Source organism: Tenacibaculum lutimaris (assembly GCF_003610735.1).
GTDB classification, from domain to species: domain Bacteria; phylum Bacteroidota; class Bacteroidia; order Flavobacteriales; family Flavobacteriaceae; genus Polaribacter; species Polaribacter lutimaris.
This window is the reverse complement of the sequence record NZ_RAQM01000006.1, coordinates 630,793-645,796: the sequence shown is the minus strand read 5'-3', so window position 1 is coordinate 645,796 and position 15,004 is coordinate 630,793. Positions and strand designations below refer to the sequence as shown.

The window sequence follows — 15,004 nt, the reverse complement described above, 5'->3', positions numbered from 1 at the left end:
TACTTATTTATATTTAATCCTAACTGCAAAGATACATTTTAGACCGCAGAAAATAAAGTGTTTAAATAGTGAATATTTATGACCTCATAAGCTTGTTTTATGAACATAATGTTATTAAAGATTAAGAAATGTAACCTTTTTCATACCCGTAGTTTAATAACGCCTCATATGGGTCTTCTTCTAAACCTAAAAGTTTTGCAAAAGCAGGTTCAGTTTTGAGTCCTTGCTGTTTTAAAGCAATAATTTCCGATTTAAAATCTTCGTTGTTTTTTAATAAGATTTGATACTCGATGAGCATATGCAAATACGAATCTTGCTCTTCTGAAGGTTTATTTTGCACAAAAATTTCTATTGGAAAGGTTTTATACTCAAGTGTAATAATTGTTGTTTTTAAGTTTTTATATGATGGAATTGTCTTTACTTCAAACCCAGGAAGTTTTCCATGTTTCTCACGCACAACTTTTACAATGTCTTCATGATTTTCACTTTGACAAATAATGTCTAAATCGCTTGACTCTACATCAATATTGATAGGTATTGTACCTGCCAAAATAGGGTTAAAGTTTTTTAATAGTTCAAAAAGATTTAACTCTAATAATACTTTATGAGCTTCTTTTTGTCGGACAGTTCCTTCTTTTAAGTATATTATATCTTTAAAGTTTATCACAACTCTTCACTCGGATTCCAAAACACCTTTTCAAAGTCTTGAATTTGGTTGTCAATAACTTCTATTCCTTCGCTTTCTAACAATTGTTGCATTAGGTTTGTCCCATCAAAATGGTGTTTTCCTGTTAACAGTCCTTTTCTGTTTACTACTCGATGTGCTGGTACTTTTTTTTCTGAAGAGTTATTCATTGCCCACCCCACCATTCGTGCAGAACGAGCTGCTCCTAAATAAGTAGCGATAGCCCCGTAACTTGTTACTCTTCCATAAGGAATTAGTCGAGCTACTTCATATACTTTTTCGAAGAAATTTTTATCTGTCATATGACGTAAATATAAGAATTTACCAATACTAGAAGAGGTTTAAGAACATGATACTTCTTGTTGCAATCGAAATGACAATTGCTATACTAGTCGCGTTAGCGATTGCAGCAAGTTACCATGTAACGCGGAAAGCGCGACCCAAAGGGAAACGCCCAAAACAAAAAAATCCTGCAAAAAAGCAGGATTAATAGTTAAGTTTGAATTTTATATACGTAATCGGCTTCCCGATTTCTAAATATTGTTTTTCGTAAAATGTTTGCGTACCTGTAACTTCTTCAGGACTATACACATTTTTATACACGTCGTGGTTGGAGTGTAAAATTTCGTGCCCTTCACCATGTAACAACCCTAAAGTATACCCGTGCATAAATTCGCTATCGGTTTTTAGGTTGACTGTTCCTTCTGAATTTAAAATACCATGGTATTTCTTTAAAAACTCAGAATTCGTCATACGGTGTTTTGTACGCTTATATTTAATTTGTGGATCTGGAAAAGTAATCCAAATTTCAGAAACTTCGTTTTCAGCAAAAATATAATCCACCAACTCTATTTGGGTTCTGATAAATGCAACATTGTTCATGTCGTTTTCAAGGGCTGTTTTAGCTCCTCGCCAAAAACGTGCTCCTTTAATATCAATACCAATAAAGTTTTTATCAGGATTTTTTTCTGCTAACGCAATAGTATATTCACCCTTACCACAACCCAATTCTAAAACTATCGGATTGTCGTTTTTAAAGAAGTCATTCCACTTTCCTTTGTGTTGAAAGTCGTTTACAACTTCTTCACGAGTTGGCTGAATAACATTAGCGAACGTTTCATTTTCTTTGAAACGTTTTAATTTGTTTTTACTTCCCAAAGTGTATAGAAATTAGGCTCTATCTTCAGTTCCTTCTTTTTTGAAACGTGCTGCTTCTTTCATCCAGTAAGCAAATAACACTAATAGGATTAATAAAAAGAACCAGTTTACAGCGTTAGAAGTCCACCAACCTGCATCTGATTTAGCGATTGTTAAACGTAACCAATTAAACGGAGCGAATAAAAAGTCGGTAAATAAACTACCAATCCATTCAAAAATATTGCCTGCTATCATATCTTAAGTATCTTTACAGCTGCAAAAATATAAAAAGAAACAATGTTAGCCAATTTTTTCGGTAAATCTAAACCTATAAATTTTATTGTACTGTTTGTACTTTTTTTAGGGTATTTTGTTTTAAATATTTTTTCTAAAGAATTATCATTCAACCTTCTTACTGAATTAGGGTGGTTTTTAGTCGTTTTTTCTGTTTATAATTTTATCATTGCCAAAAACTTACTAACCTACGATAACTCTTTTGCCTTTCTGTTTTTTGTAATATTGATTGGTTTTTTTCCTGATGTTATTAACATAAACAAAACTTTTTATGCGAATTTAACTGTACTGCTCTTCTTGCGAAAAGTATATAGCTTACAGTCTTCTAAAAATGTTTTTCATAAATTGTTTGATGGTGGTTTATGGTTAGGTATTTCATTTTTAATAGAACCTTACACTGCTTTGTTAATCATACTACTATATCTATCAATTTTTCTACATCAACGATTTACATATCAAACCTTGTTGATTCCTATAATTGGAATTTTTGGGCCTGTTTTTTTATACTTTACCTATTGTTTTTGGTATGATGAAGTAGAAAAATTCACCTCTCTTTTTAACTGGAATTTGTATCCTGATTTGAGTTTTTACTCACATCAAAAGTCATTGTTCCCTATTCTTTTTATTAGTTTCTTTTTAATTGCTTCTATACTTTTAAAAAGTCCTAGAGCTCTTTCTGTCCCTAATAAATTTAGAAAAAATTGGATTTTAGTTCTGACACAGTTTGTAATTTCAACTATAATTTTCCTTTTAGTAGAAGATGGTTCTGGAACTGAATTTTTATATGTATTTTTCCCAGTATCTGTTATTTTAGCTAACGGAATCGAGTTTTTCCAGAAGAAATGGTATGCTGATGCTATTATTATTTTATTCTTAATAGCTTCATTTGCTGTAAGTGCTATTATGTAATCTACAGTTTTGCTCCGTAAGCTAAATCTCCTGCGTCGCCTAAACCTGGAACAATATATCCTTTATCATTTAACTTTTCATCAATATCACCAATCCATAAAGTAGTTCCTTTAGGAAAATGTTTCCCCACATATTCAACCCCTTCTTCTGAACCGATTACTGATACGATTATTATTTCTTTAGGTGTTCCATATTTTTTAATTCCTTCATAAACCTCAACCATTGAGCGCCCAGTTGCCAACATAGGATCTACTAATAATAATGTCTTTCCATCAATTGAAGGCGCTGCAAAGTATTCTACCACTATTTCAAACTCTTCATCGTTATTTGGATGATGACGATATGCTGAAATAAAGGCATTTTCAACATCATCAAAATAATTCAACATTCCGTTATGTAACGGTAATCCTGCTCTAAGAATTGAGCAAATCACAATATTATCAGTTGGTAAGTTTGTTTGTTTTACACCTAAAGGAGTAGTTATATCCTTAGTACTATAATTCAAATCTTTACTTAGTTCATACCCTAAAACTTCACCTATTCGTTCTATATTTCTACGAAAACGCATTGAATCTTTTTGAACTACAACATCTCTAAGTTCTGCTAAGAATTTATTAAGAATAGAGTTTTGCTTTGCTAAATGATGAACTTTCATTGACTTATATTTTTAGAACTTTACAAAAGTAACAGAAATTTATTAGGATTTCACAAAGTTAGTTAACGCTTCTAAGAGTTCTTCTTTTGCTTCAATATGACTCATATGACCGTTAGGTAATTCGACTAAAGGTGTATTTGTTCTATTCGATTCTTTTACAACAGATTCATAGCTTAATATCGAATCTTGTTTTCCTGCAATCATTAATCGTTTATCAATTGTTTGCAAAACTTCCTCTTTATTTTCACGTAAACGCATTCCTTCACTTGCTGCAATGTATCCTCTTACTGGAGTTTTTAATGCTTCTATTCTTATTTTATCTATTACTTCTGAAAATTGTTCTCGGGTTTGTTCAGCAAATAAATTACCTATCGACATTTTCACTAAGGTTTCATAGTTTTCTTTTGCCATCTCGTTAGCTCTGAGGCGCAACTTTTTTCTTTCTTCGCTGTCTGCTTGTGAAGTAGAGTTTAGCAAACATAATCCTTTTACATTCTTCAGATATTTTTCTGCAAAAGCAAGCGCAACATACCCTCCCATTGAATGCCCAATAAAAATAGCTCTACGAATTTTTAATTCTTGTAACACTGTTTTTACTGCTTCTGCCATTTCTTCCATCGAATGAATATATCCAATACTCCCTGTTTTTCCATGACCTAACAAATCAATACAAATCACACGATTTCGTTTAGAAATTTTCTCAACAACAGTATTCCACATGGTATTATTTTCTAAAAATCCATGTAATAAAACAACACTATTTCCTTTACCAGTATCAGTATAAAAAACCGTGGTTTCCTTAAATTTTACAATCATTTTTTAATGTATATTGCTCGTCTATTAATTTGTTAAACGATGCACAAAACTAAGGAGATATTTATAAACGGGTTTGCTTTATTTTCAATGTTTTTTGGAGCTGGAAATTTAATTTTACCCCCTCTTTTAGGAAAAAATGCAGGAAACCTATGGATTTGGGTTACCCTTGGTTTTTTTGTTACAGCAGTCTTTATTCCTATGCTAGGAATTTTAGCACATGCACGATTACAAGGCACCATGTATGATTTTGGTAAAAAAGTATCTCATTCATTTAGCCTTGTTTACTGCTTTATAATGTACGCTATTTGTCTTGCCTTACCTGCACCTAGAACTGCATCTGTAACGCATGAAATGGCTATTGCTCCTTATTTTGACAGTAGCTCTTTGCTTACTAGTAGTATTTATTTCGGATTGGTTTTTATATTTTCAATAAACCGATCAAAAGTATTAGAATTATTAGGAAAGTTCTTAACACCGCTCATCATCTTTATTTTGTTGGCTATTATTTTTGTTGGAATTTTTACCGCTCCTGAAGCTGTAAATCCATCATCTTTTAAAATGCCTTTTGTAGATGGTTTGTTAGAAGGATATCAAACTTTTGATGCTATTGCTTCGATAGTTGTTGGTGGTGTTTTAGTCGTTTCTATGAATTTTAACACCAATACTTCCTTTGAAGAAAAAAAAGAATTAATTACTAAAGCTGGATTAATTGCAGGTTTCGGTTTGTTAATTATCTATGCGGGTCTTATTTACAACGGTGTTCTGTTTAGTTCTACTTTTGGAGAAGATGCTACTAGAACAGAAATTTTAAATTCTTTAAGTTACCAAACACTAGGAAATATTGGAAGTGTATTTTTAAGCGTTTTAGTTGCTTTAGCATGTTTTACAACAGCTGTTGGAATTATCACAGGTACTGCTGATTATTTCAAGGGAATTAACAACAATTCTCAAAAAGTTTTTATAATCACTGCTATTATTGGTTGTTTATTAGGAATTGCTGTAGGCCAGTTCGATGTAAAATATATTATAAACATTGCATTACCAGCATTGATGTTTATTTACCCGATAACTATCATTTTAATTATATTAAATGTACTTCCTGAAAAATACACCTCTACTACTGTATTTAAAATTGTGGTTGCTGTTACTTTTCTATTTAGCATTCCAGACTTTTTAGGATTTATTATTGATACTGAATATTTATCTGAAATTAAAAACACCATTCCGTTTGCCAACCAAAATTTAGGATGGGTATTGCCAGCTATTTTAAGTTTTGTAATCGCTAATTTTATTCAAAAGAAAAAGCTTAACTAAATAGTTCATTAGACTTCTGAATAAATCATAAACTAAAAAAAAGCTCGCAATTGCGAGCTTTTTTTATTCTTTATTTAAGTTGAATATTTTAAAAACGATATCCTAAATTTATTCCTACCCTAGGTACAACTGCACGAGATTCTGAAGTAAATAAATTTCTACCTAAACCTCCATAGATATCAAGTACAAAACCTCCTGACGACACATATTTCGATCCGAATGCAATACCCAAAGCTCCATCAGTATATTCCTTATATTGTTTAAGAGTTGTTCCTTCTACCGTAACTTCTCTTTCACCTGTATTTATACCCATAAAAACTTCTCCAAAATAATTCCAATTACTGCTATCGGTAAAATAATGACGGAAGAATGGAGTAAACATTTGTTTTTCGTTGTATTTGAAGTCAGCCGATCTTTTTTCAAAATTAAACAATGCTGAAATACCGATTGACGAACGTTCTGTTGTATAATATTCATACGATAATTCTAATGTTTTAAAAGCTAAAGCATCAAATAAATCTGCTTTAATTTCTTGTTGCGCTTGCGCAAAAGAGCTGACAAAAACTACAGCTACTAAAAGTATTTTTTTCATATTAAATTTTACTAATTACTTCCTTTTAATACTTATCAAGTATAATACCACAAACTTACATCTTTTACCAAAACTGCAGTAATAAGTTAGTGTTAAAGGTTTTTAAGAACAACCGCAATTGGTATCACATTTATCTTTTTTAGTCTTGAAGAAAAACTTTTTAACTAAAAAAACAACTGCCCCTAAAACAACTAAATATGTTAAAATTTCTTGCATTAGCTTAAGATTTGATAGGCTACAAAAGCAGATAAGTAAGCTAAAATACCCATGCTTACTAATTGAACCAATGGCCACTTCCAGCTTTTTGTTTCACGTTTTACGATTGCCAAGGTTGCCATACATTGCATTGCAAATGCGTAAAACAACAATAAAGATATTCCTGTAGCAAAATTGAATCGCTTTTCACCAGTATCTGGATTAATTTCTGACTCCATTTTTTGTTTAATCGTAGTTGAGTCTTCACCATCATCTTCAACACTATAAATAGTAGCCAGTGTACCAATAAACACTTCACGAGCAGCAAAAGAACTAATTAATCCGATTCCTATTTTCCAGTCATAGCCTAATGGTTTCACCACTGGCTCTAATGTTTTTCCTGCTATTCCAATATACGAATTTTCTAATTTAGCTGAAGCTATTTTCTTCGACAATTCTTCTTCTAATAATTGTTGATTTGCTACATTTTCAACTACATTTTTTTCTGCATTTTCAAAAGCCGACGGTCCGTGAGATGCTAAAAACCATAATACAATTGAGATTGCTAAAATGATTTTTCCTGCTCCAGAAACAAATGCTTTGGTTTTATCTAACACATCAAAAAACACATTTTTTACTGATGGTACTTTGTAATTAGGCATTTCAACTACAAAAAGCGAATTGTTTTTAATTTTTAATGTTTTATGCAATACGTACGCCGCTATAATTGCCGCTGCAAAACCTAAAACATACAGAGCTAACAAAGTAAAACCTTGTAAACTTAAAAAACCAAATAATTTAGTATCAGGAATTATTAATGCGATTAGAATTGCATATACTGGTAATCGTGCAGAACAAGTTGTAAATGGCGTTACCAAAATGGTAATTAAACGTTCTTTCCAACTACCAATAGTACGAGTTGCCATTATTGCTGGTATTGCACATGCAGTTCCTGAAATTAAAGGAATTACACTTTTACCACTCATTCCGAATTTACGCATAATCTTATCCATTAAAAACACCACTCTACTCATATAACCTGTCTCTTCAAGAATAGAAATAAACAGAAATAAAATGGCTATCTGTGGAATAAAAATCACTACACCACCAACACCCGGAATAATACCATCTGTAAGTAAGTCGGTAAACATTCCTGCTGGTAATTGTGCTTTGGTAAATTCTGCAATATCTGCAAATAAACCATCTATAAAATCCATTGGGGTAGACGCCCAATCAAAAATTGATTGAAAGATCAGCAATAGTAACCCAAAGAAAATTACATACCCAAATATTTTATGTGTAAAAACTCTATCAAGCTTACTACGCATATCTGTAGCTTTTGAAACATCTACCTGATAGGTTTTCTTTAAGATATTATTTATTTTTTGATACCTGTAGATTGTTTCTTTATGCTGGTGTTTTTTCTGTACAGCTTCCTCTTCTTCAAACTCCTTTATTTTTTCCTTTTCTTCGTTAGAAAGTAATGATGTACGCTTTTTAGTAAGCAACATCCATATTTCATAGGCTGAAAACTCAGTACTTACTGAAGATAGTTTATTAAAATAATTGGTATCTATTTTATCTGCTAGCTCATTAAAGTTTGAATAAACTTGTAACGATTCATAATTGGCAATTACACTTTTCAAATCATCTACCCCTTCATTATTTCTTGCCGACATTAACACTACTTTAGTGTTCAATTCTTTTTCTAAAGCAGGTATATCTATCGAAATTCCTTTACGCTGTAGCTGATCTGCCATGTTTAAAGCTAAAACCGTTGGGATTTCTAAATCTTGAATTTGAGAAAACAACAATAAGTTTCGCTTTAAGTTTTCAATATCTGCAACCACAACAATCATATCTGGCTTATCTTCTCGATGCGCTGTCATTAAAGTTTTTAAAACGATACTTTCATCTAAAGAAGTTGGATTGATACTATACGTACCAGGTAAATCTGTAATTGTAGCACTTTTACCATTTGGTAGTTTAGAGACTCCTTGTTTTTTATCAACAGTAACCCCTGGATAGTTTCCTACCTTTTGATTTAGACCTGTAAGCTGATTGAATAATGATGTTTTTCCTGTATTGGGATTTCCAATTAATGCTACTTTAATACGATCGCTCATCGGCTATAATTTAAGTATTGATATTTGACAAGCGGTTTCTTTTCTAATTGCTAAATGACTCCCATTTACACAAATGTACATAGGATCTTTTAACGGAGCTATTTGAAGCAATTCAACTTCTGTTCCAGGCAAACACCCCATTTCTAACAACTTTAACGGAATCTTATCTAAACACTCTTCAGATATAATTCCTTTTTCTCCGATTTGTAATGATGCAATTGTACTCAAAAAACACATATTTTAAGCTAGCAAATATACTAAAATAGAATCATTCTAAACAATATATTGAAACAATATATTGTTTGCTCACAATCGGTTGTTCTCTATGTTTGATATCTTATATTTGTGGTATGATTTTTAACGATATTATTGGGCAAGAACATATAAAAAAACACCTACAGCAATCTGCTGAAAACAATAGAATTCCGCACGCACAACTCTTTATTGGTAAAGAAGGTAGCGGAACATTACCTATGGCAATAGCCTATGCTCAATATTTATTGTGTAATTTTTCAGATAACGCTGAAGCTTGCAATATTAAGTGTAATAAATTACAGCATCCTGATTTGCATTTTGCTTTTCCAGTTACTACAAACGATTCGGTAAAAAAACATCCCGTTAGTAATTTATTCTTAGATGATTGGAGATCTTTTATTGAAAAACAACCTTACGGAAGTTTGTTTAATTGGTTACAACACATAGGCGTAGAAAACAAACAAGGACAAATTGGGGTAGACGAAGCAGAAGATATCGTAAAAAAACTACAGCTAAAATCGTACGAAGGTGGTTTTAAAGTAATGGTTATTTGGATGGCGGAAAAAATGAATGTTGCCGCTTCAAATAAATTATTAAAACTCATAGAAGAACCACCTAGTAAAACAGTATTTATTTTAGTGACTGAAGATGAAGAGCAAATTATAAATACTATAAAATCTAGATGTCAAGCTCTACATTTTCCTGCATTAAGTGAAAGTGATATTGCAACTACTTTAGTTCAGCAAAAAGGAATTTCAGAAAATGAAGCAATTAAAATTGCGCATCAATCCGAAGGAAATTATAATAAAGCATTACATATATTAAACAACAATTCTAACGATTTAGTTTTCGAACAATGGTTTATCACATGGATTCGCGCTGCCTTTAGAGCCAAAGGAAACGCTGCTGTTATTCAAGATTTAATTGGTTGGTCAGAAGAAATTTCAAAAACAGGACGTGAAACACAAAAACAGTTTTTACAGTATTGTTTACAATTTTTTAGACAAGCTTTATTACTTAATTACGGAACCCCTGATTTAGTGTTTTTAGAAACACAATCAGCAAATTTCGAGTTATCAAAATTTGCTCCTTTCGTTCACAGTGGTAATATCATGACTATTGAAAAAGAAGTAAGTGACGCACAATATCATATTGAAAGAAATGGAAATGCTAAAATTATTTTATTAGATTTATCAATCAAACTAACACGTTTGTTACACACTAAGGAAGAAAAACTTCAATCATAATAGTTATGAGAACACATTATTTTATTGCAACATTAATTTTCGGAATGTTTTTTGCCACGTGTAAACAAGAAAAAAAAGAAAGCAACGAAAAAGTGAACGAAATAACTTCAACAAAACCTTTGCTGAAAAATTATTTGGTTGGCAATTGGGAAACTACCTATTTAAAAATAGAATATTTAACAGCTAACGAAACTGATAGCTCTTCTGTTTTTGAAGACGATTTTAGCAAACCAGAATCAGGAAAAGCGCAATCTTCTTATAAAAATGATGGAACCTTTGCTGCTTGGTTCGTACAACCTGATGGAAAAAAAGTAGGTGAAACCGTTGGGAAGTGGGAAACTAAGGGAGATAGTTTATTTGTAGATTATTTGTATTTAGGAAATCAGGTACAAGCTTGGTACACAATAAAAATAGCTAAAAACGGCTTTGAAGCTACCTCTACTTACGATTGGGATAACGATGGTGAAAAGGACGATACTCTATTAATGAAAACTAAAAAAATTAAATTATAAGCTTGCCCATTTTCAACAACATATCGCTACGAATTAGAATATTCTTGTCAATGATACTTTTAGTATTATTGGCTTCTATTTTAATTGTATTGGTTACAATTTATCAATACGACGAACAAACTAAAGATTATAATATATCAAGGTTTGAACGTAAAGAGTTCTCAACAAAACAAGACATAGAAATAGAGTTAAAACGCAGAACAACTTACCCTGTAACAACTCAAAATTTATCTAAAATATTTCAAGACAGAATTTATGACATTGCCTATGTACATAAGCTTACGGTTTCGATGTATGATATGGAGGGTAATTTATTAAAGTCTTCCATTCCTTATAATTTCGACAAAAAAGAGGGTTCAAATCTACCCAAAGAAACCATAAAGGATCTTGCTAATAACTCTAATCATAAAATTTTAAAAAGTAGAACCGAAAAAGGAATTACTTACCAATCTTCGTACTCATATATTAATGATCCTCGTTTTAAACGAATTGGAATACTAGAACTACAAATTGCTCAAGACAACGAAGAGCAACAGAACGAACTTCGCGAATTTATTTCGCGTTTGTCATTAGTGTATTTATTAATGCTCATCATTGCTATTGTTTTAGCTTATTTCTTATCAACATATATTACGCGTTCTATTCAAACAATTTCAGAAAAAATTAAAGAAACACGCTTAAATAAACGCAACGAAAAAATTACGTTGAACTCAGCCAGTTCAGAGATTAATTCATTAGTAGCTGCCTACAATAACATGATAGACCAGTTAGAAGACAGTGCTGCTAGACTTGCTAAAAGTGAACGTGAACAAGCTTGGAGAGAAATGGCAAAACAGGTGGCTCACGAGATTAAAAATCCGCTTACTCCAATGCGTTTATCAGTTCAAAGTTTTGAAAGAAAATTTGATCCAAACGATCCAAATATAAAAGAAAAGATGTCTGAATATAGCGAAACTCTTATTCAACAAATTGATGTAATGAGCTCTATTGCCTCTGCCTTTTCTGACTTTGCTAAAATGCCAACACAGCGTCGTGAAAAAATAAATGTTGTTGATGTTGTTAAACATTCATTAGATATCTTCACCGAAGATTATATAGAATACCTTCCTCAAGAAGAAGAGCTTTACGCCAGTCTTGATAAAACACAATTAATACGAATTGTTACCAACTTGGTTAAAAACTCTATACAAGCAATAAAAGAAACTGATAAAAATCCTAAAATAGAAGTAAAAGTAGCTTCAGAAGGTAACAGTGTTAAAATTACGGTTTCTGATAACGGTAAGGGAATTAGCGAAAAAAACAAAGAACTTGTTTTCGAACCTAAATTCACCACAAAAACAAGTGGTATGGGGCTAGGTTTATCGATTATAAAAAATATTATTGAAGCGTATGACGGATCTATTTCTTTGACTTCAACCAAAGGAGTAGGAACCGTTTTTACCGTAATTTTACCAAAAACATAAATAGTATCATGAATTTTAAAAATATTTTAGTTGAACAAGACAACGGATTAGCAACTGTTACCATTAACAGACCAAAAAAATTAAACGCTTTAAACAAAGCAACAATTGAAGATTTACACAATGCTTTTAAAGCTTTGGAGAATGATTCAGCAATTAAAGTAATTATCATTACAGGAAGTGGTGAAAAAGCTTTTGTTGCTGGTGCAGATATTTCTGAATTTGCTCATTTTTCTGTTGAAGAAGGAGGAATGTTAGCAAAAAAAGGACAAGAAATTTTATTTGATTTTGTTGAAAACCTATCTACCCCTATTATTGCCGCTGTAAATGGTTTTGCTTTAGGAGGAGGATTAGAATTAGCTATGGCTTGTCATTTTAGAATCGCTTCTGATAATGCTAAAATGGGCTTACCAGAAGTATCTTTAGGAGTTATTCCTGGGTATGGTGGAACGCAACGCTTACCTCAACTAGTAGGTAAAGGAAAAGCCATGGAGTTAATCATGACAGCAGGTATGATTACTGCTGATGAAGCAAAAGACGCTGGTTTGGTTAACCATGTAACATCACAAGAAGAATTACTTCCTTTAGCTGAAAAAATTGCCTCTAAAATTATGCGCAACTCTTCTGTTGCAATCAGCGCAGCAATTAAGGCTGTTAACGATAATTTTAAAGATGGAATAAATGGTTTTGATACAGAAATTACTGAATTTGGAAACTGTTTTGGAACCGAAGATTTCAAAGAAGGAACCACCGCATTTTTAGAAAAACGCAAGCCAAGTTTCCCTGGGAAATAACAACCAATCATACAAACAAAAAAAGCATCTAACCTAGGTTAGATGCTTTTTTTTTACAATAAGGGGATTACATTAATAAATAGGGGGATTATTAACTATTAAGCAAATATATATCAAATTAAATAATAGCCAAGTTTTAACGTAAGATTCTAATTAAAATAACAATATTTTAACATTAATGTTTTATACAAACTAAATATTTCCATTCCATTCATTATAAAACTGCTTTAAAAACTCCTCCATATAAGTATGTCTTTGCTCTGCAATAACTTTTCCTGTATCAGTATTCATCTTATCTTTTAACAACAATAATTTTTCATAAAAATGGTTAATCGTAGGTGCAGTAGACTTTTTATATTCTTCTTTAGTCATGTTTAAATTTGGAGCAATCTCCGGATTATAGAGTTCTCTATTTTTGAATCCACCATAATTAAAACAACGAGCAATACCAATAGCTCCAATAGCATCTAAACGGTCAGCATCTTGAACAACATCTAGTTCAGGGGAAGAAAACCTTTGTTCGAAATTCCCTCCTTTAAAAGAAATATTCGTTATTATCTTTTCTATGTGAATAATTACTTCTTCGGGTACCTGTTGATTAAGAAGGAACGCTCTAGCTTTTTTCGGGCCAACTGTTTCATCTCCATTATGAAATTTACTATCAGCTATATCATGTAACAATGCTCCTAAAGAAACCACAAACTCATCAACATTTTCATCTTTTGCTATCAACAATGCATTCTTATATACTCGTTCAATATGAAAAAAATCATGTCCCCCTTCTGCTCCTTGTAAAGTTTCTTTTACAAACTCAATGGTGTTTTGTATTATTTGTTCTTTGTTCATTATCCAAAAATAAAAATCCTGCACTTATAAGCACAGGATTTTAAAAGTATTATTATAAATTATTTTATGCAGTAACCGATGGTTTAACCAAATTGTTAGCTACTAAATATTCTGCTATTTGAACTGTATTCGTTGCAGCTCCTTTACGAAGGTTATCTGCAACAATCCACATATTTAAAGTATTTGGTTGAGATTCATCTCTTCTAATTCTACCCACAAAAACCTCATCTTTGTTATTTGCTAAAATAGGCATAGGGTATACATTATTTTGTACATCATCTTGTACAACCACACCATCAGTTTTATCAAGTAACTCTCGTACTTTTTCCAATTCAAAATCGTTTTCAAACTGAATATTAACCGACTCAGAATGTCCACCAGCTGTTGGAATTCTTACAGCTGTTGCTGTAACAGCAAAGGAATCGTCACGTAAAATCTTTTTAGGCTCTTTTACTAACTTCATTTCTTCCTTAGTGTATCCGTTTTCTAAAAACACATCACAATGTGGTAATGCATTTCTTCCAATTGGATGTGGGTACGCCATTTCTCCTTCAACTCCTGCTTCTTCATTATCTAATTGTTGAACAGCTTTTACACCAGTTCCTGAAACAGATTGATAAGTTGAAATTACTACACGTTTCATTTGATATTCTTTATGTAATGGTGCCAAAGCCATTACTAACTGAATAGTTGAACAGTTAGGATTTGCAATAATTTTATCTTCGCTTGTTAATACATCTCCATTAATTTCTGGAACTACTAGTTTTTTTGTTGGATCCATTCTCCACGCTGAAGAATTATCTATTACCGTCGTACCTGCTTCAGCAAACTTAGGAGCCCATTCTAAAGAAGTATCTCCTCCCGCAGAAAACAATGCAATATCTGGCTGCATTGCTACAGCAGTTTCTAAACCAACCACTGAGTAATTCTTTCCTTGAAATTCTATTTTATTTCCTACCGAACGCTCCGAAGCAACAGGAATTAACTCTGTTACCGGAAAATTACGTTCTGCTAAAACTTGTAACATTACATTACCTACCATACCGGTAGCGCCTACTACTGCTACTCTCATCTTTTTACTATTTGAGTATAAAATTAATTGTTTGTATGCCACAAAGGTTTAAAAAAATTAAATTGGTTGTATCTCGTTTATGTAAAAAAATACGT

Annotated in this window: 17 protein-coding genes; 6 read left to right on the top strand and 11 right to left on the bottom strand. The window is 31.9% G+C overall.

Going from position 1 to position 15,004, the window contains the following annotated elements:
* Positions 1 to 121: 121 nt before the first annotated feature.
* The 4 genes from C8N26_RS03125 to C8N26_RS03110 all read right to left on the bottom strand — a co-directional run bounded on the left by C8N26_RS03125 (position 122) and on the right by C8N26_RS03110 (position 2,077).
* Positions 122 to 667, bottom strand: a complete 546-nt coding sequence (locus C8N26_RS03125) for a DUF4269 domain-containing protein (protein WP_120185964.1) — start codon at positions 665 to 667, stop codon at positions 122 to 124.
* Positions 664 to 987, bottom strand: a complete 324-nt coding sequence (locus tag C8N26_RS03120; protein WP_120185963.1) for an MGMT family protein — start codon at positions 985 to 987, stop codon at positions 664 to 666. The genes C8N26_RS03125 and C8N26_RS03120 overlap by 4 nt, the downstream gene beginning before the upstream one ends.
* 184 nt (positions 988 to 1,171) lie before the next feature.
* Complete coding sequence (gene trmB, locus C8N26_RS03115; RefSeq protein WP_028891710.1) at positions 1,172 to 1,843, bottom strand: tRNA (guanosine(46)-N7)-methyltransferase TrmB; 672 nt, start codon at positions 1,841 to 1,843, stop codon at positions 1,172 to 1,174.
* A gap of 12 nt (positions 1,844 to 1,855) precedes the next feature.
* The gene (locus tag C8N26_RS03110; RefSeq protein WP_028891709.1) at positions 1,856 to 2,077 is read right to left on the bottom strand and encodes a DUF6341 family protein; all 222 of its coding nucleotides are present in this window, start codon (positions 2,075 to 2,077) and stop codon (positions 1,856 to 1,858) included.
* Between the two features lie 42 nt (positions 2,078 to 2,119).
* Here C8N26_RS03110 and C8N26_RS03105 point away from each other — a divergent pair, with 42 nt between their 5' ends.
* A complete protein-coding gene (locus tag C8N26_RS03105; protein ID WP_028891708.1) occupies positions 2,120 to 3,025 on the top strand; it encodes a DUF6427 family protein in 906 nt (301 codons plus the stop codon).
* 1 nt (position 3,026) lies between these two features.
* Here C8N26_RS03105 and upp read toward each other — a convergent pair whose 3' ends face one another.
* The gene (gene upp, locus C8N26_RS03100; protein ID WP_120185962.1) at positions 3,027 to 3,680 is read right to left on the bottom strand and encodes a uracil phosphoribosyltransferase; all 654 of its coding nucleotides are present in this window, start codon (positions 3,678 to 3,680) and stop codon (positions 3,027 to 3,029) included.
* A gap of 42 nt (positions 3,681 to 3,722) precedes the next feature.
* Positions 3,723 to 4,496, bottom strand: a complete 774-nt coding sequence (locus C8N26_RS03095; protein WP_120185961.1) for an alpha/beta fold hydrolase — start codon at positions 4,494 to 4,496, stop codon at positions 3,723 to 3,725.
* Positions 4,497 to 4,535: 39 nt separating this feature from the next.
* Between C8N26_RS03095 and brnQ the strand changes: the two genes are divergently transcribed.
* Positions 4,536 to 5,810: a branched-chain amino acid transport system II carrier protein gene (gene brnQ / locus C8N26_RS03090; RefSeq protein ID WP_120185960.1), complete on the top strand. Its 1,275-nt coding sequence runs from the start codon at positions 4,536 to 4,538 to the stop codon at positions 5,808 to 5,810.
* An 88-nt stretch (positions 5,811 to 5,898) separates the two neighbouring features.
* On the opposite strand, the gene C8N26_RS03085 is transcribed toward brnQ, so the two are convergent.
* The 3 genes from C8N26_RS03085 to C8N26_RS03070 all read right to left on the bottom strand — a co-directional run bounded on the left by C8N26_RS03085 (position 5,899) and on the right by C8N26_RS03070 (position 8,960).
* The gene (locus C8N26_RS03085) at positions 5,899 to 6,402 is read right to left on the bottom strand and encodes a DUF3575 domain-containing protein (protein ID WP_028891704.1); all 504 of its coding nucleotides are present in this window, start codon (positions 6,400 to 6,402) and stop codon (positions 5,899 to 5,901) included.
* 215 nt (positions 6,403 to 6,617) lie between these two features.
* A complete protein-coding gene (gene feoB, locus C8N26_RS03075; RefSeq protein WP_120185958.1) occupies positions 6,618 to 8,723 on the bottom strand; it encodes a ferrous iron transport protein B in 2,106 nt (701 codons plus the stop codon).
* Between the two features lie 3 nt (positions 8,724 to 8,726).
* Positions 8,727 to 8,960 carry a FeoA family protein gene (locus C8N26_RS03070; protein WP_038005584.1) on the bottom strand — a complete coding sequence of 78 codons (234 nt, stop codon included), beginning with the start codon at positions 8,958 to 8,960 and terminating at the stop codon, positions 8,727 to 8,729.
* 113 nt (positions 8,961 to 9,073) lie between these two features.
* Between C8N26_RS03070 and C8N26_RS03065 the strand changes: the two genes are divergently transcribed.
* Genes C8N26_RS03065 through C8N26_RS03050 form a run of 4 tightly spaced genes read left to right on the top strand, consistent with a single transcriptional unit; the run spans position 9,074 to position 12,991 of the window.
* Positions 9,074 to 10,225, top strand: coding sequence for a DNA polymerase III subunit (locus C8N26_RS03065; RefSeq protein WP_028891701.1), 1,152 nt, complete (start codon positions 9,074 to 9,076; stop codon positions 10,223 to 10,225).
* Positions 10,226 to 10,230: 5 nt separating this feature from the next.
* Entirely contained in the window at positions 10,231 to 10,737 is a 507-nt protein-coding gene (locus C8N26_RS03060) for a hypothetical protein (protein WP_120185957.1), read from the top strand.
* Between the two features lie 50 nt (positions 10,738 to 10,787).
* Positions 10,788 to 12,200 (top strand): ATP-binding protein, encoded by a 1,413-nt coding sequence (locus C8N26_RS03055; protein WP_120185956.1) that lies wholly within the window; start codon positions 10,788 to 10,790, stop codon positions 12,198 to 12,200.
* Between the two features lie 8 nt (positions 12,201 to 12,208).
* Positions 12,209 to 12,991 (top strand): enoyl-CoA hydratase/isomerase family protein, encoded by a 783-nt coding sequence (locus C8N26_RS03050; protein WP_120185955.1) that lies wholly within the window; start codon positions 12,209 to 12,211, stop codon positions 12,989 to 12,991.
* Between the two features lie 192 nt (positions 12,992 to 13,183).
* On the opposite strand, the gene C8N26_RS03045 is transcribed toward C8N26_RS03050, so the two are convergent.
* Both C8N26_RS03045 and C8N26_RS03040 read right to left on the bottom strand, forming a co-directional pair.
* Positions 13,184 to 13,837: an HD domain-containing protein gene (locus C8N26_RS03045; protein ID WP_120185954.1), complete on the bottom strand. Its 654-nt coding sequence runs from the start codon at positions 13,835 to 13,837 to the stop codon at positions 13,184 to 13,186.
* A gap of 64 nt (positions 13,838 to 13,901) precedes the next feature.
* A complete protein-coding gene (locus C8N26_RS03040) occupies positions 13,902 to 14,909 on the bottom strand; it encodes an aspartate-semialdehyde dehydrogenase (protein WP_120185953.1) in 1,008 nt (335 codons plus the stop codon).
* Positions 14,910 to 15,004: the final 95 nt, after the last annotated feature.

Coding starts and splice junctions, on each gene's coding strand:
- C8N26_RS03120 (WP_120185963.1), bottom strand. CDS start 987: ATGACAGATAAAAATTTCTTCGAAAAAGTATATGAAGTAGCTCGACTA.
- C8N26_RS03110 (WP_028891709.1), bottom strand. CDS start 2,077: ATGATAGCAGGCAATATTTTTGAATGGATTGGTAGTTTATTTACCGAC.
- C8N26_RS03105 (WP_028891708.1), top strand. CDS start 2,120: ATGTTAGCCAATTTTTTCGGTAAATCTAAACCTATAAATTTTATTGTA.
- upp (WP_120185962.1), bottom strand. CDS start 3,680: ATGAAAGTTCATCATTTAGCAAAGCAAAACTCTATTCTTAATAAATTC.
- C8N26_RS03095 (WP_120185961.1), bottom strand. CDS start 4,496: ATGATTGTAAAATTTAAGGAAACCACGGTTTTTTATACTGATACTGGT.
- brnQ (WP_120185960.1), top strand. CDS start 4,536: ATGCACAAAACTAAGGAGATATTTATAAACGGGTTTGCTTTATTTTCA.
- C8N26_RS03085 (WP_028891704.1), bottom strand. CDS start 6,402: ATGAAAAAAATACTTTTAGTAGCTGTAGTTTTTGTCAGCTCTTTTGCG.
- feoB (WP_120185958.1), bottom strand. CDS start 8,723: ATGAGCGATCGTATTAAAGTAGCATTAATTGGAAATCCCAATACAGGA.
- C8N26_RS03070 (WP_038005584.1), bottom strand. CDS start 8,960: ATGTGTTTTTTGAGTACAATTGCATCATTACAAATCGGAGAAAAAGGA.
- C8N26_RS03065 (WP_028891701.1), top strand. CDS start 9,074: ATGATTTTTAACGATATTATTGGGCAAGAACATATAAAAAAACACCTA.
- C8N26_RS03060 (WP_120185957.1), top strand. CDS start 10,231: ATGAGAACACATTATTTTATTGCAACATTAATTTTCGGAATGTTTTTT.
- C8N26_RS03055 (WP_120185956.1), top strand. CDS start 10,788: ATGATACTTTTAGTATTATTGGCTTCTATTTTAATTGTATTGGTTACA.
- C8N26_RS03050 (WP_120185955.1), top strand. CDS start 12,209: ATGAATTTTAAAAATATTTTAGTTGAACAAGACAACGGATTAGCAACT.
- C8N26_RS03045 (WP_120185954.1), bottom strand. CDS start 13,837: ATGAACAAAGAACAAATAATACAAAACACCATTGAGTTTGTAAAAGAA.
- C8N26_RS03040 (WP_120185953.1), bottom strand. CDS start 14,909: ATGAGAGTAGCAGTAGTAGGCGCTACCGGTATGGTAGGTAATGTAATG.